Annotated in this window: 15 protein-coding genes; 6 read left to right on the top strand and 9 right to left on the bottom strand. The window is 60.2% G+C overall.

Going from position 1 to position 15,680, the window contains the following annotated elements; translation table 11 throughout:
- Positions 1 to 4: 4 nt before the first annotated feature.
- Positions 5 to 1,600 carry an ABC transporter substrate-binding protein gene (locus tag GFM02_RS15290; RefSeq protein ID WP_168271880.1) on the bottom strand — a complete coding sequence of 532 codons (1,596 nt, stop codon included), beginning with the start codon at positions 1,598 to 1,600 and terminating at the stop codon, positions 5 to 7.
- Between the two features lie 134 nt (positions 1,601 to 1,734).
- Here GFM02_RS15290 and GFM02_RS15285 point away from each other — a divergent pair, with 134 nt between their 5' ends.
- From GFM02_RS15285 to kdgD, 3 genes are all read left to right on the top strand, one after another.
- Positions 1,735 to 2,445, top strand: a complete 711-nt coding sequence (locus tag GFM02_RS15285; protein WP_168271881.1) for a FadR/GntR family transcriptional regulator — start codon at positions 1,735 to 1,737, stop codon at positions 2,443 to 2,445.
- 65 nt (positions 2,446 to 2,510) lie between these two features.
- Positions 2,511 to 3,485 (top strand): mannonate dehydratase, encoded by a 975-nt coding sequence (locus tag GFM02_RS15280; RefSeq protein ID WP_168322064.1) that lies wholly within the window; start codon positions 2,511 to 2,513, stop codon positions 3,483 to 3,485.
- Positions 3,486 to 3,517: 32 nt separating this feature from the next.
- Entirely contained in the window at positions 3,518 to 4,444 is a 927-nt protein-coding gene (gene kdgD, locus GFM02_RS15275) for a 5-dehydro-4-deoxyglucarate dehydratase (protein ID WP_168322063.1), read from the top strand.
- 148 nt (positions 4,445 to 4,592) lie between these two features.
- Here the strand turns inward: kdgD and GFM02_RS15270 are convergent, their stop codons facing one another.
- The 7 genes from GFM02_RS15270 to GFM02_RS15240 form a co-directional block, all read right to left on the bottom strand.
- A complete protein-coding gene (locus tag GFM02_RS15270; protein WP_168322062.1) occupies positions 4,593 to 5,093 on the bottom strand; it encodes a GFA family protein in 501 nt (166 codons plus the stop codon).
- A gap of 297 nt (positions 5,094 to 5,390) precedes the next feature.
- Entirely contained in the window at positions 5,391 to 6,335 is a 945-nt protein-coding gene (locus tag GFM02_RS15265; protein ID WP_168322061.1) for a phosphotransferase family protein, read from the bottom strand.
- Positions 6,336 to 6,467: 132 nt separating this feature from the next.
- Entirely contained in the window at positions 6,468 to 7,253 is a 786-nt protein-coding gene (locus tag GFM02_RS15260) for an aminoglycoside phosphotransferase family protein (RefSeq protein ID WP_168322060.1), read from the bottom strand.
- Positions 7,254 to 7,453: 200 nt separating this feature from the next.
- Entirely contained in the window at positions 7,454 to 8,527 is a 1,074-nt protein-coding gene (locus GFM02_RS15255) for an ABC transporter ATP-binding protein (RefSeq protein WP_168322059.1), read from the bottom strand.
- Positions 8,528 to 8,549: 22 nt separating this feature from the next.
- Positions 8,550 to 9,398 (bottom strand): carbohydrate ABC transporter permease, encoded by an 849-nt coding sequence (locus GFM02_RS15250; RefSeq protein ID WP_003539503.1) that lies wholly within the window; start codon positions 9,396 to 9,398, stop codon positions 8,550 to 8,552.
- Complete coding sequence (locus GFM02_RS15245) at positions 9,391 to 10,329, bottom strand: carbohydrate ABC transporter permease (RefSeq protein ID WP_168322058.1); 939 nt, start codon at positions 10,327 to 10,329, stop codon at positions 9,391 to 9,393. Before GFM02_RS15245 ends, GFM02_RS15250 begins: the two co-directional genes overlap by 8 nt.
- An 84-nt stretch (positions 10,330 to 10,413) precedes the next feature.
- Positions 10,414 to 11,718, bottom strand: coding sequence for an ABC transporter substrate-binding protein (locus GFM02_RS15240; protein WP_168322057.1), 1,305 nt, complete (start codon positions 11,716 to 11,718; stop codon positions 10,414 to 10,416).
- 202 nt (positions 11,719 to 11,920) lie between these two features.
- Between GFM02_RS15240 and GFM02_RS15235 the strand changes: the two genes are divergently transcribed.
- From GFM02_RS15235 to GFM02_RS15225, 3 genes are read left to right on the top strand one after another with little or no spacing between them, the layout of a single operon-like run.
- On the top strand, positions 11,921 to 13,120 hold the full coding sequence (locus GFM02_RS15235) for an ROK family transcriptional regulator (RefSeq protein ID WP_131666023.1): 1,200 nt from the start codon (positions 11,921 to 11,923) through the stop codon (positions 13,118 to 13,120).
- A gap of 57 nt (positions 13,121 to 13,177) precedes the next feature.
- Complete coding sequence (locus GFM02_RS15230) at positions 13,178 to 14,278, top strand: Gfo/Idh/MocA family protein (protein ID WP_168322056.1); 1,101 nt, start codon at positions 13,178 to 13,180, stop codon at positions 14,276 to 14,278.
- An 18-nt stretch (positions 14,279 to 14,296) separates the two neighbouring features.
- Entirely contained in the window at positions 14,297 to 14,938 is a 642-nt protein-coding gene (locus GFM02_RS15225; protein WP_003539493.1) for a ThuA domain-containing protein, read from the top strand.
- A gap of 217 nt (positions 14,939 to 15,155) precedes the next feature.
- Here GFM02_RS15225 and GFM02_RS15220 read toward each other — a convergent pair whose 3' ends face one another.
- The gene (locus GFM02_RS15220) at positions 15,156 to 15,632 is read right to left on the bottom strand and encodes a DUF2938 domain-containing protein (RefSeq protein WP_168322055.1); all 477 of its coding nucleotides are present in this window, start codon (positions 15,630 to 15,632) and stop codon (positions 15,156 to 15,158) included.
- Positions 15,633 to 15,680: the final 48 nt, after the last annotated feature.

The raw sequence follows: 15,680 nt of genomic DNA, 5'->3' as shown, positions 1-15,680 counted from the left end.
AGTATTACTGGGTTTCGACCTTGGTGACGTTCTCGAGACGCGTCAGCTGAGACGGGTGGCCGACATATCCCTCGACCTTGGTGGACAGGACGATCGGTTCAAAGCGCTCGAAGAGCGGAAGCACCGCCGGCTTCTGTTCGACGAACATCTTCTGCATCTGAACATAGAGTTCACCGCGCTTCTTGGCGTCCGGCTCCATGGATGCCTTCGCCGTCAAGGCCGTCAGCTCGGGAATGTCCCAGCCCGAACGCCAGACGAAATTGCCGGCATTGTTGGCTTCCTTCGAGTTGTCGGGATTGGAGGAGAACTGCTCCATTGAACCAAGCACGTTCGGCATATAGGCGCTGGTCTGCGGGATCAGCAGATCGAAATCCCTGGCGCGATGGGCGGCGATGATTTCCGAGCCGTTGCCCTGCTGGATGTCGATCTTGATGCCGATCTGGGCCAGCGATGCCTGGATGGCGGTGGCCAGATCGATGCGCGGCGTTTGCGCGATGGTTTTCAGCGACAGCGAGAAACCGTCCTTGAAGCCTGCCTCACTCAGCAGTTGCTTGGACTTTTCGACGTCGAGATGCCAATCGGGGTTCGGGATGGCATATTCGAAATTCTCCGGAACGGGAACGTTTCTGGCCCGCCCGTATGGGCCCATGATGGTCTTTTCGATGCCCTTGTAGTCGATGCCGTAGGCAATGGCTTCGCGAACCTTCGGGTTGGCGAGATATTTGTTGCCGGCATTCATCGACAGCACGTAGAAGCCGCCCGTCGGAATACGCTGGATAGCAAAGCCCTTCTTGTCCTGGAAGGTCGCGAGATCGGATGCGGTGAGCGCACTGGCAATATCGATATCGCCGCGTTCGAGCATCAGCCGCTCGACCTGGCTTTCAGGCACATGCCGGACGATGACGCGACGCATCTTCGGCGCGCCGGTCATATAGTCCTTGTTGGCATCGAGGATCACCAGTTCGTTCGGAGACCAGCGATTGAGGGTGAACGGACCGGAGCCGGCCGAATGGGTTCGCATCCAGGCGTTTCCGTAGTCGTTGTCGACGGCGTGGCTCTCGACCTCGACGCTGTCGACCACGCTGGTGGTCGTCGTCGTCAGCCGGTAAAGTAGAAGCTCTGCCGTCACCTGGTCGGAGAGATCGATCCGCACCGTCTGGTCGTCGACGGCCTTGACGAGCTTTTCGACATTGTCCTTGTCGTAGCCGACGCGCTTGAGGTTGGCGGCGGCGGCCTGATCCATCTTCAGGAGCCGGGCCAATGAATAGACGACATCCTTCGAGGTGACCGGATTGCCGGAGGCGAAATTGGCCTTGCGCAGCGTAAACGTGATGCCCTTGTCGTCCACCTTCCAGCTTTCCGCCAGCTGCGGAAGGACCTTACCATCAGCCGTGCTGGCAACCAGCCGATCGTATAGATTCGACATGATCTCGACCGCCTTGCCTTCGGTCGCCTGGTGCGGATCGAGCGACAGAACCTGTGCCAGCGAGGTGCCAATCACCAGCTGGTCCTGCGGCGTAGCGGCCTGCAGCTGTGGTGCCGATATCGTCAGGGCGCCGATGACAGCGCCGACGAACAAGCTTTTAGAAAAATGCTTCATTGTCACTCCTCCCTGGATTACGATAGGAAACATATTATGTCGTCCGTATGTCGTATTATGATTTAACGAAGTCCGGTAGGGTTGACAAGGCCCGAGCGGCAGAGACTTGATGCGAAGGATTGGGGGAGCCGAAAATGACGACACACAGCCGCGGCCGACAAAGACTGGCGCAGCAGGTCATCGATCAGTTGCGGGCGCAGATCGAGACGGGGAAGCTACGGGTCGGCGACCAGCTGCCGACCGAGCCGCAGCTTGAAGCGACATTCGGCGTCAGCCGCACGGTGGTGCGCGAGGCTATCGCCGATCTGAGGTCGGCAGGCTTCGTCAAGCCGATCCAGGGCAAAGGCGTCTTCGTCGCGGATCCGAAGGCGCATTCGGTCCTTTCTTTAACGCCGGTGGAAATCAAGAGCATTCCGGAAACCCTGGAATTGCTGGAGTTTCGTATGGCCGCCGAGGGTGAAGCGGCGGCAATCGCCGCCTATCGCCGCACCGCCGAGCAGGAAGCTGCGATCCGCGAAGCCAACCGCAGAATGGCAAACCTTATCGAGACAGGGCAGCAGACGGTGGAGGCGGATTATGCCTTCCACATGGCGATTGCTGCCGCCACGAACAATCGATTCTACGTTGCCGTCTTGCGCCAGTTCGGGCCGAAAGCCATTCCCCGCGGCCAATTTCCGACGCTTCCCGAGGCCAACGACCGTGACTATCTTCAGAAGGTTTATGCCGAACATGTCGAGATTCTGTCGGCGATCGCCGACCAGGATCCGGAGCGGGCGCGACAGGCAATGCGGGCGCATATGTTGGCCAGCCAGCGCCGTTATCGCATGCTCGCGGAGCAGCAATAGGGCTCGACACTCTCAGACATTCATATTATGTCATATGACATTGGATAATTTCGAAAGAGACTCAAATGTATCTCGGAACACAGGTCGCCGCGCGGGACGACGACGATTATCGTATTTTCGCGCAACTGGGCGTGAAGCATATCAACGCCGACCCGCCGGGGAAGCCGAGCAGCTGGACGCTCTCCGATCTCGAACGTCATCGCGACAAGGTCGAAAGCTTCGACCTGATCCTCGACATGATCCAGTTGCCACTGCCCTCGCAGCCGATCGAGAAGGCGTCCTATCCCGACATCCTGCTTGCCGGCCCCGAGCGTGACCGGCAGATCGACGCCGTCTGCAAGCTGATCGAGAATGTCGCGGCCGCCGGCATTCCTGCGGTGAAGTACAATCTCAACCTGATCGGCATTCCCCGCACGCCGGATGAACCGGGACGCGGCGGGTCGATGAATGCCAGCTTCCGCTGGGACAAGACGGACCAGCAGGCCGAGCCCGGCCTTGCCGGCGTGCTTTCGGAAGACGAAAACTGGGAGCGGATCGACTATTTCCTGGAACGCGTCGTTCCTGTCGCTGCAAGCAACCGCGTCCGGCTCGCCTGCCATCCGCACGATCCCTATACGCCGCCGGGCTATCGCGGCGTCACGCGGGTGCTGGGTACGGTGGAAGGCCTGAAGAAATTCGTGCTGATGCGCGAAAACCCGTATCATGGCCTCAATTTCTGCCAGGGTTCGATCGGCGAGATGCTGGAAAAGCCCGGCAAGGAAATCGACGATGTCATCCGCTGGTTCGGCCAGCGCGACAAGATCTTCAATGTTCACTTCCGCAACATTCGCGGCGGCAAGCTGTCCTTCATGGAGACCTTCCCTGAAGAAGGCGACATGGACATGGTCCGCTCGGCCAGGATCTACAAGGAGGTGGGCTTCAAATACATGCTGATGCCCGACCATGTGCCGACCGTCAGCGGCAAGGATCCAACCGCCACCGCATTTGCCTTCTGCTACGGCTATATCGCCGCACTTCTGCAAGTGCTCGAGAGCGAGTGAGCCGGTTTTCAACACCTAAGAAATAGGACTTCATGATGAACCCGATTGAATTGAAGAAGGCCGTCGGTAGTGGCCTCCTGTCGTTTCCGGTGACCCATTTCGACGATCACCTCAAATTCGACGAAGCCAAGTACCGCCGTCATGTCGAGTGGCTTTCCGGTTATGACGCGGCTGCGCTGTTTGCCGCCGGCGGCACCGGTGAGTTTTTCTCGCTTAATCCGGCCGAAATTCCGCAGGTGATCCGGGCCGCCAAAGCGTCGGCGGGCAAGACGCCGATCATTTCGGGAACCGGCTACGGCACGTCGCTCGCCATCGAGATCGCAGTCGCGGCCGAGAAGGCCGGTGCGGACGGACTGCTGCTGCTGCCGCCCTATCTGATGTTTGCCGAACAGGCGGGTCTCATCGCCCACGTCAAGGCGGTCTGCCAATCGGTCGGCATCGGCGTCATCGTCTATAATCGCGACAACGCCATTCTGACCGCCGACAGCATCGCGCGCCTGGCGGAGGAATGCCCGAACCTGATCGGCTTCAAGGACGGCGTCGGCGATGTCGACAAGGTGATCGAGATCACCACCCTGCTTGGCGACCGTCTCGTCTATGTCGGCGGCATGCCGACCCACGAGGTTTATGCCCAGGCCTATTTCGCCGCAGGCGTGACGACCTATTCATCGGCCGTTTTCAACTTCGTGCCCGCGCTTGCCCAGCGCTTTTACGGCGCCTTGCGCACCGGCGATCAGGCGACTGTCGACGAGATCTTGAAGGGCTTCTTCTTCCCCTTCGTCGCCTTGCGCAACCGCAAGAAGGGATATGCCGTCTCCATCATCAAGGCCGGCCTTCGCGTCCTCGGGCAGAATCCCGGCCCCGTGCGCCCACCTCTGACGGATCTTACCCAGGAAGAGCTCGCGCTATTGGAAAAGATCGTCCAGGCAAACGGAGTCACACGGATTGCGGCGGAATAGTACAGCGCGGCTGCAGGCCGCCGGGCTGCCCGGCGGCTGTCCGTGCACCTCTTGAAAGTGGGCCGTTGCTGTCGCTGGTTTCGGGCACGACGGCTTTTCAGAAAAGCGGCAACGGACAGCGCCGCACTGGCAACCGCCGGATTAGGACTCAGCCATCACGCCCCTTCACCGCCCATGAGGCGGTATCGTGATCGGGGTGCTGGTTGTTGCTCTCCTTGATCGCCGCGGCCCAGCCGGCGCCGTTGTTTTCGGTCGCACCGGTATTTTCTATGCCCGTGATCGTATCAAACCATCCAACCATGTTCTCGGTACAGGTATTGGCAAGCGGCGAGAAGGCGTGCGGATCGTCAAGCGAACCGATCATCAGGTTGGTGCGACCGTTTTCGAGGTGGTGGAAGAACAATGGCGTGCCGCAGTTGGCGCAGAAGCCGCGCTCGACAAGCTCCGAGCTCTTCCAGACGCTCGGCTTGCCGCGTGTCCAGCTAAGCGCATCATCGGGCGCGGCGACGAGCGCGGCAAAGACGTTGCCCGAAGCTTTCTGGCACATGCGGCAATGGCAGAGATGCGAATTGTCATGCATAGCGGTTGCGTGGTAGCGCACGGCACCGCACTGGCAGCCGCCGCTCACCTCCATCTCGATGCGTTTCATTTTTTCTCCTTCTTCAAGAGGCGGGTTTGAGCTTTATCTCTTTTTAGGTTTTCATGTTTTGATCGTCCAGCCTCCCGGAGCGGGTCCAGTTCTGGTGTTCGTGGGCGTGGTTTGCCAGCCCAGAAGAATGGACCGATCACGCCTCTCAATCGTCTGCCCATAACTTCCGCTTCAACTGCCGGCTAAGCGGTGGCCGAATCTCGCAGAGACTGTTGGCTGGGTCCGCAGCCGTGAAGTTCCGGCCGTTTTAAACCCCGAATACTTTCGACATCGGCGGCCTCCTTCGGACTTGCCTTGCTAGATCACCATTTCGCTCAAATCGCGGATAATTCCGCCGGGGCCGTCCTCGGCTGCAGCGTCTACGCCAATCTTCGTGAGCCAGCACCACATGCTGACCCGATGGAAAAGAGTGTAGAGCCGAAGCGCCCTTTCGGTGTCCGGGTGATCGACCGAGCCATAACCTTCCAAAATGGGCTGATAGCTGCGCGGGTCTTCATGTGCAGAGCAGAAAAGGGCCTTGGCCAAGTCGAAGAGCTTATCGGCAGCGCGTGCGTTGCCAAAATCGACAAGCCCACTCAATTCAAGTCCGCCAGCCTTACCACGCACCGCCAACACATTGCCTTGATGAAGATCGTCGTGGGCGAGAACCGCACCGTCGCTTGCGTCGAAAATATCGAAGCTGCCCTCGGCAAATTGTTGCAGACGACCTGCCAGCTCGGGATCGCCGCCAAGGTCGCGAAACCGCCGAAATACATCGTCAAACGCTGCCGTCATGTAATCTGCGTTCGTGGGTACCGGTTTGTTGATGCCGTGGCCATGCACGTAGCCATACGCAGGCATCGGCACCGCATGAATGCGTCTCAGAAGCTCCCCCATCTGGCGATAGACGCTTTTGATATCAGGCTCGGCCATCCAGTGACGAAGCGAGCGGCCAGGCAGGTATGTCAACAAGGAATAGCGTAACGGCAGAAAGGACCGTGATTCATCGACGCACAGCCAGGTGGGAACCGGCAGCGTCAAATCTTTGAGCCAGCCCGCTACGAGCGCCTCCTTCGAGGGTCCCCACTCGGGCTCGTCCGGATAAATCTTGAGAACCAGCGACCCATAATCAGAATTCGCAAGATCGATCTTGTAGACCTCGGTGCTACCGCCCTCCAGCCGGGAGAAACCGCTGACGGTGAGATCGGGCTCAATGTGCTGGATGAGCCGCGAAATCGTTTCAGCGTCCAGTTCCAAAGTCATCCTTCGTTTCGGTGCCATTGCATGCGACCCTGTTGTCGCGCTTTCGCCTAACGGGATAAGCTCTCCGCATCTCACTATAATCACGGCAATTGCGCAATCCTGACTAGGAACTCCGACGGCGGGGGCGTGTCGTCAAACAAGAACGGTCTCCAACATGCGGCGATTGCGGAGTATCCAGGCCGCACTCTTTGTTCTCCATGTTATTGCCCAGAGTGGCTCAGAGTCCTTACTTTCCGCGGTGACGCTGGATTCGACTGCCTGTGCAGCTGCATCCAGCACTGCGAATTCGATCAACTGATCGATGAACCCGCTGCGAGCATTCCGTGCCAGGCCATATCCGTCAAGCAGCATGCGGACTTGTCGTGCCCTCGCTGTTGCCGAGCCGAGGCCCACCTTTTCCGCGATGTCATCATCATAGAGCTGCGCGTTTAACCAGCATGCCTGCACCAGTTCGATATCCTGGCGCACTGGACCGGCAACTTCCCAATCAATCAAAGCAATCGGCAGGCCCGCACGGGATATTATGTTCCAAGGTCCAGTGTCGCAGTGACCAATGACCAGTGGACCACGACCGACGGTGCGGCCAAACCACGGTCGCCAAACAGCATCCTTCGGAACTGAAAATGAACTGGTGGCGTCGTGCAGTCGTCTGAGCATATGCCCCAACCGGGGAAGTGCGTCGTCGGCCCAAGGCCCGGGATGAAGAACTTCACCCTCAATAAATGATAAAGTTTCGCGTCCTTGCTCGTCGAAGCCGCGGCCTATCACGCGCGGTGCTTCAGAAAAACCGGAGCGCTCAAGATGCTGCAGAAGACTGATGACCGTATGAGACCATGGACCTGATGCGCGAAAGACCACGCTGCCGCGTCGCGAAACTCGGGTACGCCCGCCGCCGTCCAATGAAGTCTCTTCTTCCATACGGAACGTATACCTTAGGACCGCCTAACGCCGAAATCGCCGGATCACTCAAGCAATTTTCGGCCGCCACGATTCATGCTGACGATCTCGAACCACTCCGATCGTCGCTGATGCATGCAATGAGCCGAAGATTTTCGGAGTTGGAGGGGCTGTTATCGGCGATCTCCGGGGCCGAGGATTCGCATGCCCCATTCTTGCGCCTACAACGCCACACCAGTACCGCGGTCGAAAACGTGGACCTGATCGCTGGTGATGCTTGCCTCGAAGACGGCGCCGTAACGGGCGGGGTATTCGCCGTCGACGATGGCGGTCACCTGCTGTCCGGCGAGATCGAAGACGACATGGGTCTGGGCGCCTGTCGGTTCCACCAGCATCGTCCGGCCGGCGAGCGGCGTGCCGGCGGCAACGCCTGGAATGAGATGTTCGGGGCGCAGGCCGATGGTGACGGCCTGGCCGGCCTTGACCTTGCGGTCGGGCGCGATGCGGATCGCCGTGCCGTCCCCGAGGCGGGCGGCGGGTTCACCGTTTTCGCCGTCGACCGTGCCTTCGAGCATATTCATCGCCGGCGATCCGATGAAGGCGGCGACGAAGAGATTGGCCGGTTTTCTGTAGAGTTCGAGCGGCGTGCCCTGCTGTTCCACCCTGCCCTGATTGAGCACGACGATGCGGTCGGCAAGCGTCATCGCTTCGATCTGGTCGTGGGTGACATAGATCGAGGTCGTCCTGACCTTCTGGTGCAGCGTCTTGATTTCAGAGCGCATCTGCACGCGGAGTTTCGCGTCGAGGTTGGAAAGCGGCTCGTCGAACAGGAAGACGGCGGGGTTGCGCACCACGGCGCGGCCCATGGCGACGCGCTGGCGCTGGCCGCCGGAAAGCTGGGCCGGCTTGCGGTCGAGGAGGTTCGCGAGATCCAGCATGCGGGCGGCTTCGGCCACCCGGGCCTCGATCTGGGGTTTGGCAACGCCGGCGAGCTTCAGATTGAAACCCATGTTTTCAGCGACGGTCATGTGCGGGTAAAGCGCGTAGGATTGGAAGACCATGGCGATGTTGCGTTCGCGCGGAGTCATGGCGTTGACGACCTTGCCGCCGATGGCGATCTCACCATCGGTGATCTCCTCGAGACCGGCGATCATTCTGAGCAGCGTCGATTTTCCGCAACCCGACGGCCCGACGAGGGCAACGAATTCGCCATCCTCAATATGAAGCGAGATGCCGTGGATGACATCGACGGCGCCATAGGTCTTGCTGATATCGGTGAGTTCAACGGATGCCATGATTGTACTCCAACGGTTCGGCTCAGGACTTCACGGCGCCGGCGGTCAGGCCGGCGATGATGTGTCTCTGGGCGACGAAAAAGACGATGATGGTGGGAAGGATGGTCAGGGTAATGAAGGCCAGCACCAGCTGCCACTCCGTGCCGTACTCGCCGCGATAGACCATGATGCCGAGCGGCCAGGGATATTTCGATTCCGAGTTCAGCATGATCAGCGGCAGGATGTAGCTGTTCCAGCTGCCGACGAAGGAAATGATGCTGACGGTGGCGACGATCGGGCGCGAAAGCGGCAGCGAGATATGCCAGAAGAAGCGGAGATAGCCGCAGCCATCGACGAAAGCCGCCTGAAACAATTCTTCCGGAAGGTTGCGGAAATAGTTTCGAAACAGCAGGATGCTCATGCCGAGACCGAAAGCCACCTGCGGCAGTACCACACCCCAATAAGTATCGAGCAGGCCGAGATCGCGGATGCGGATGAAGAGCGGCAGGATCGCAGTTGCCGCCGGAAACATCAGGCCGAGCAGGAAATAATTGAGCAGGAACGACGATCCGAAAAACCGGACATGGGCAAAGGCGAAAGCCGCCATCGACGAGACGATCAGCGTCAGGAGAACGGTGAGCGACGCGATCACCAGCGAATTGCCGATCTGCAGCCAGTAGCGTTCACCGAAAAGAATATCGGTATAGTTCGCCCATTGCCACTCCGTCGGCAGGCCGAAGGGATTGGTGCGCAGGTCGCCCAGCGTCTTGAAGCCGCCGAGCGCCGTCGTCAGCAGCGGCACGAGCACGATCGCGGCAATCAGGCTCAGCGACACGTAGAGATAGACGCGTGTTGATGTGCTCATGCGGATGGAAGAGCTCATATCAGTCATGGCGCATGAATATCCTTTTGTAACCGAAGGCGAGCGTCACGCAGATGATGAAGAGCACCACGCCGACGGCGCTGCCGAGGCCGACCTGCATGCGCATGACGCCGTAGGTGTAGAGGAAGGTGACCATCGTCTGGGTGGAGTTGGACGGCCCGCCGCCGGTCAGCGGCATGATCATGTCGAAGAGCTGCAGCGAGCCGACGACGGCAAAGAAGATGGAAAGACGCAAGGTCGAGCCGAGCAGCGGCAGCGTCACGTAACGGAACTTCTGCCAGCCGGTGGCGCCATCGATTTCGGCGGCCTCCAGCACGCTCTTGTCGACGGATTGCAGGCCGGCGATGAACAGCATCATGTGGAAGCCGAAATATTTCCAGACGATGACGCCAAGCACGGCATAGATCGCCACGTCCTTGTCGGCGAGCACGTAAGGGTTGGCGAATCCGAAGAAATTGGAAACGGCGGCAAACAGGCCATAGTCGCCATCATAGACGAAGCGCCAGATGAGGCCCGCGGCAACGTCCGCCAGCACATAGGGCAGGAAGAAGATCAGGCGGAAGCCGACGACGCCGGGAATCCGATGCGCCAGCATGGTCGCCAGCCAGATGGCGAGCGGCACCTGGATGCAGATCGAGATGACGATGATCAGGCCGTTATTGACCAGCGCCTGCGTGAAGGCCGCATTTCGGAACAGAACCTGGAAATTGCGCAGTGCGATGAACTCGGTCGGTGTGCCGTAGCCGTTCCACTTGTAGAGGCTGTACCAAGCCGCCTCGCCCATCGGCATGATGACGAAGAGCGTGAAAAGCAGCAGCGCCGGCGGCAGGAAGATCAACAGCACTGTCAGCCGGTCGTGTGCGACCGAACTCTTGCTGTTTGCGGCTCTCTTTGCCGGCCTCGCGGCCGTGGTGATCGATGGGACTGAAATATTGGCCATGGGTCCTGCTTTCGCATCTCGTCGGCAGCAATGCTGGCGCTCCCGCTCTTCACTGGAGCGCCAGGATGGGTCTGCAGGCGCTGGTTATTGTTCCAGTTCGAAAGCGTCCTGGATCATCTGGGCGCCGTCCTTGGAGTTCATCTGCCCCGAGACGATTTCCACCGACACGTCGTTGACGACACGGCCGACCGCAGCGCCAAGATCCTGGTCGAAATAGTTCTGATGCCAGGTCGAAGCGGCCAGCTGTTTTGCCGATTCGGCAAGCAGCGGATTGGTGACGCCATCGCCGGCGCCGACGGCAACGGGCAGAAGCATGCCTGATTTGGCCATCGCCCGCTCATTGTCCGCACTCGTCAGAAAAGCGAGGAAATCGAGCGCTTCCTTGGATGCCTTCTTGGTAACGGCCCAGCCGTTCAGACCGCCGAGCGTATCGGTCGGCTTGCCGGCGCCGCCATCAACCGCCGGGAAGGCGAAACGGCCGATATTTTCGGGTGCGAGACCCTTGCCGTCACCGGCATTCTTGCGCTGGTTGGCCTCGGTGTTTTCAAAGCCGAGGATGATTGCAGCCTTGCCGTCGCCGAAAACGCCGAGCGCCTGCGGCCAGGTCGAGCCGAGATAGCCGGGCTGGAACGGTTCGAGCTTGCCGAGTTCGGCGAGATCGTCGCCGGCCTTGATGATCGCGGGATCGAGGAAACCTTCGCCCTGGCCGGTCTTTGCCGCTTCGAAGACCTTCTGGCCGCCTTCGCGCATGACGAGATAGCTCCAGTAGAAGTGGATCGGCCATTTCTCACCGCCGCCGCCGGCGATCGGCACGATGCCTGCCGCCTTGATCTTCTTCACGGTACCCAGAAAATCAGCCCAGTTCTTGATGTCCTCGGCCTTCACGCCGGCCTTGGCAAAGAGTTCCTTGTTGTAGAAAAAGCTGACCAGACCGACCTTATAGGGAATAGCCCAGGTCTTGCCCTCGAATGTCAGGCCGCTGACCGAAGCCGGGCTATAGGCGCCGCGCAGTTTGCCGCCATCGGCATCGAGCGCCGGCGTCACATCCTGGAGCGCGCCGGTCTCGGACTGCTGCTTCAAGACGCCGCCGCCCCAGCTGTAAAAGAAATCCGGCACGTCGTCGGATTGCAGCAATGTCGGAATCTTGGCCTTGAAAGCCTCGTTTTCGAGAAACTGCATCTGGATATCGACGTCGGGATGCTGGGCTTCGTATTTCTTGACGATGTCTTCCCAGGCCGCGACGTATTTCGGGTCGAGCTCGAGATGCAGCCATTTGACGACCGTCGCCGCCGAAGCAGCACCTGCTCCGGCCAGCAACATGCCGGCAGCCGCGGCCATGGATGCGATACGCCTGCCGCGAAGAGCAGTGCTCTTGAACCTAAAAGTCATGATTTTTCCTCCCAGGGGGCTATCCTCACAATTTTTCCCCTATGCGGATTAATTCAACGGAGCTTTGGCATATTGTCAACCCAATGCCTCTATTTTTATCAAATGCGCTTGACAGGACCGCTGAATTCCCTGCTATTTATTTCGTAACCCGTTTAAAATATTTGGGTTCCGCCCCAACGAAACGCTCGCCTGGCTAGTTCCCATGAAGACCGCAGATCCCGAATTAATGCGCGCGATCAATCGCTTGAACGTGCTCGATACTATCAGGCGCCATGGCCCGATCTCGCGGATAGAGATCAGCGAGCGTACCGAACTCTCGACCACGACCGTTTCGGCGATCACCGCCTCATTGCTCGACGACGGGCTGATCCTGCCGCGTCACGAAGGCGATATCCGCAACGAGGCCGTGCGCGGACGGCCGCGGGTCATGCTGGAGCTCAATCCCGATGCCGCCCGCGTGGTCGGCGCCAAGATCGCCGCCAACAGGATGGTCTTCGTCGTCACCAATTTCCGCGGCGACGTGCTGTCGAAGCTCGCTTTGCCGATCCGCATCGACCGGCAGCCGATCGGCGTCATCGCCGATCTGGTCGAGGACGGGGTCAGGCGCTGCGTCGTCGATGCCGGACTTTCGCTGGAGGATGTCGACAGCGTCTGCCTCGGCTTTCCCGGCGTCATCGAGCACCGCACCGGCTATATCAGAAGCAGCCCGATCTTTCGCGACACCAATGTCAATTTCGCCGCCGAGATGTCGACGCGGCTGGCCACGCCGACCATTGTCGAAAGCGACGCCCACGCCATCACGCTTGGCCATCACTGGTTTGGAAAGGCCCGCGATCTCGAAGATATGGTGCTGATTTCGCTGGAGCAGACACTGGGGCTCGGCGTTCTGCACGGCAACAGCCTGTTTCGCGGCGCCGGCGGCCTCAGCCACAATCTCGGCGACCTCGTGCTCGGCATGGGGCCGAACGGCATCGTCCGGCTTTTCAGCCAGGCCGGCGAAAGCGCGATCCTCGGCGAACAGCAGGCCGACGGGCGTTTTGCCGAAGCGATCCGTCTCGGCCGTGGCATGAACCATGCCCAGGCGCTGATCAAGGCCGATGACGACCGGCTGATCAGTGCCGCCATCCGCGCCGGCGAAGCGGTGGGTTTGACCATTGCCAATATCGTCACACTGTTCGCGCCGCCGCGGGTCATCCTGGTCGGATCGAGCCTGGCGCTCGGCGAACCCTTTCTCAACAGCCTGCGCGATGCCTATGCGCTCGCCATTCCGCCATCGCTGCGCGGGGTGAGCGAACTCGTCTTCGACGATTCGACCGACGATTTCTGGGCGCAGGGTGCGGCGGCTGTGGCGCTCTACGAGCTTTACGAATCGCCCTGGAGCACGACGGGGCCAGCGCTCTGACGGGCGCCCCAATCAAGATCAACGGCACCATCAATGGCACGATCAGTGGAGGAATTCATGGACAAGGTCGGTATCGGCATCATTGGATGCGGCAATATTTCAGGCGCCTATCTCACGGCGATGGCATCCTTTCCCATCCTCGATATCCGCGGCGTCGCCGATCTAAACCGGGAGCTGGCGGAAGCAAAGGCTGCGGAATTCAACGTTCCGGCCAAGACGGTCGAGGAGCTTTTTGCCGACCCCAAGGTCGAAATCATCGTTAATCTGACGATCCCGAAGGCCCATGTTGCCGTAGCGCTGCAGGCGCTCGATGCCGGCAAACACACCTATTCGGAAAAGCCGCTCGGGATTAATTTCGCGGAAGGGAAAAAATTGGCGGAGGCCGCCAAGGCGAGAAATCTCCGCATTGGCGCCGCCCCCGACACCTTCCTCGGCGGCGGCCACCAGACGGCCCGCGCCCTGATCGACCAAGGCGTCATCGGCCAGCCGGTCGGCGGCTCGGCAACTTTCATGTGCCCGGGCCATGAGCGCTGGCATCCGAATCCCGCCTTCTATTACGAGGTCGGCGGCGGGCCGATGCTCGATATGGGTCCTTACTACATCACCGATCTCGTCAATCTTCTTGGACCGGTTTCTCAAGTTGCGGGATTTGCGACGACGCCGCGCGCGGAACGGCTGATCACCAGCGAACCGCGAAACGGCGAACGCATTCCCGTGCATGTGCCGACCCATGTCACCGGCATGATGGCCTTTGCCAACGGCGCCGTCGTCCAGATCGCCATGAGCTTCGACGTTGCCGGCCACAAACATGTGCCGCTCGAAGTCTACGGCACCGAGGGCACGCTTGTTGTTCCCGATCCCAACAAGTTCGGCGGCCCCGTCGAATATCTCAAGAAGGGCGGCGCGTTCGAGGACCAGCCGATCACAGCACCTTATGCCGAGGGCAACTTCCGTTCGCTCGGCGTTGCCGACATGGCGCATGCGATCCGCTCCAACCGGCCGCACCGCGCCAATGGCGACCTGGCGCTGCATGTGCTCGAAGTCATGGAAGCATTCCACACCGCCGCTGCGACCGGCCGGACGGTCGCGATCACCACGGCAACGGAGCGCCCTGCCCCGCTGTCCGATTCCATCGTCGACGGACGGTTGGCGAAATAAGTTTCAGGAGGAAAGACTATGCGTGAAGCACTGATCGTCTGGGGCGGCTGGAGCGGGCATGAGCCGCAGGAGTGCGCCGAAATCATCAAGACCATGCTCGAGGAAGACGGCTTCAAGGTCTATCTCGAGCACGGCACCGAGGCGCTTGCCGATCCTTCCGTCCATGATCTCAGCCTTGTCGTGCCAATCATGACGATGTCGAAGATCGAGAAGGAAGAGGTCAAGAACCTCGCGACCGCGATCGAAAGCGGCGTCGGTATCGCCGGCTATCACGGCGGCGCGGGCGATGCCTTCCGCGACTCCGTCGACTACCAGTTCATCATCGGCGGCCAGTGGGTGGCTCATCCCGGCAACATCATCGACTATACCGTCAACATCACCCGTCCCGACGATCCGCTCATGGAGGGTATTGCCGATTTCCCCTATACCTCAGAGCAATATTACATGCATGTCGACCCCTCGAACGAGGTTCTGGCGACGACCAAGTTCACCGGCGAACACGCCTACTGGATCGACGGAGTCGTCATGCCCGTCGTCTGGAAGCGGAAATACGGCAAGGGCCGGGTGTTCTATTCCTCGCTCGGCCATCAGGCCAAGGAATTCGACGTTCCCCAGATGAAGACCATCTTCCGCCGCGGCGCCAACTGGGCGGCGCGGTAAGGCGAAGTTCAGACACCGTGGCTGCCCAAGACCCCTCCCCAACCCCTCCCCACAAGGGGGAGGGGCTAAGCTGCGGTGTCCGGCAGTGACCAAATGGAAAGGTCTTCCTGGCTGGTACCGTTCTACCGATTGGTACGTTGGAGGTTATGTGAGGCGATGCGGCATCTTAGCCCCTCCCCCCCTGTGGGGAGGGGTTGGGGAGGGGTTTTGGCTGGTCTCAGCCGATGATCAATGCCGTCTCGTAGAGCCCCAGCGCGAAAACCGTATGAGCCAGCAGGTTGAAGCACCGCACCTTGTTCGGCGTCGGATGTTTCGAAGCGGCCCAGCCGATGCCGAGGCCTGGCTGCAGCAGGAACCACCCTGCCCCGACGGTGACGATGCCGAAGATCCAGGCGGGAAGAAATGTCGGTGCCGACAGCCAGGCCGAGCCCATGATGATGGCAAAGATCACCCCATAGAGGATGCCGACGGCGTAATGGCTGATCCAGCCGAGCGCCAGTTCATGAGCATAGGGTTCGGCATCGGCGATGCTCTCGTGAAAGACCTTGCCGCGGCCGAGGTGCCAGAACCAGCGACCCACAGGTGCCCAGTTGGGCGCCGACTGGCCGAACTGGGTGAGCAGGATCGCCCAGAGGTCCATGAGGATGGTTGCGCCGGCGCCGATCGCCAGGCCGCGCCACAGAATATCGAACATTGGGAATCACCGGAAAACGTTGCGATTGCAGGACGCTACAAGATCATC

Origin of the sequence: Rhizobium leguminosarum bv. viciae (assembly GCF_012276115.1) — a bacterium.
Classification (GTDB): Bacteria; Pseudomonadota; Alphaproteobacteria; order Rhizobiales; family Rhizobiaceae; genus Rhizobium; species Rhizobium leguminosarum_T.
This window is presented reverse-complemented; position numbering and strand designations above follow the sequence as displayed.

Excerpts from the sequence above, each read along its gene's own strand:
- GFM02_RS15230 (WP_168322056.1), top strand. The coding sequence starts at position 13,178 with ATGGACAAGGTCGGTATCGGCATCATTGGATGCGGCAATATTTCAGGC.
- GFM02_RS15280 (WP_168322064.1), top strand. The coding sequence starts at position 2,511 with ATGTATCTCGGAACACAGGTCGCCGCGCGGGACGACGACGATTATCGT.
- GFM02_RS15265 (WP_168322061.1), bottom strand. The coding sequence starts at position 6,335 with ATGACTTTGGAACTGGACGCTGAAACGATTTCGCGGCTCATCCAGCAC.
- GFM02_RS15245 (WP_168322058.1), bottom strand. The coding sequence starts at position 10,329 with ATGGCCAATATTTCAGTCCCATCGATCACCACGGCCGCGAGGCCGGCA.
- GFM02_RS15290 (WP_168271880.1), bottom strand. The coding sequence starts at position 1,600 with ATGAAGCATTTTTCTAAAAGCTTGTTCGTCGGCGCTGTCATCGGCGCC.
- GFM02_RS15235 (WP_131666023.1), top strand. The coding sequence starts at position 11,921 with ATGAAGACCGCAGATCCCGAATTAATGCGCGCGATCAATCGCTTGAAC.
- GFM02_RS15285 (WP_168271881.1), top strand. The coding sequence starts at position 1,735 with ATGACGACACACAGCCGCGGCCGACAAAGACTGGCGCAGCAGGTCATC.
- GFM02_RS15225 (WP_003539493.1), top strand. The coding sequence starts at position 14,297 with ATGCGTGAAGCACTGATCGTCTGGGGCGGCTGGAGCGGGCATGAGCCG.
- GFM02_RS15240 (WP_168322057.1), bottom strand. The coding sequence starts at position 11,718 with ATGACTTTTAGGTTCAAGAGCACTGCTCTTCGCGGCAGGCGTATCGCA.
- GFM02_RS15255 (WP_168322059.1), bottom strand. The coding sequence starts at position 8,527 with ATGGCATCCGTTGAACTCACCGATATCAGCAAGACCTATGGCGCCGTC.
- GFM02_RS15250 (WP_003539503.1), bottom strand. The coding sequence starts at position 9,398 with ATGACTGATATGAGCTCTTCCATCCGCATGAGCACATCAACACGCGTC.
- GFM02_RS15220 (WP_168322055.1), bottom strand. The coding sequence starts at position 15,632 with ATGTTCGATATTCTGTGGCGCGGCCTGGCGATCGGCGCCGGCGCAACC.
- kdgD (WP_168322063.1), top strand. The coding sequence starts at position 3,518 with ATGATGAACCCGATTGAATTGAAGAAGGCCGTCGGTAGTGGCCTCCTG.
- GFM02_RS15260 (WP_168322060.1), bottom strand. The coding sequence starts at position 7,253 with ATGGAAGAAGAGACTTCATTGGACGGCGGCGGGCGTACCCGAGTTTCG.
- GFM02_RS15270 (WP_168322062.1), bottom strand. The coding sequence starts at position 5,093 with ATGAAACGCATCGAGATGGAGGTGAGCGGCGGCTGCCAGTGCGGTGCC.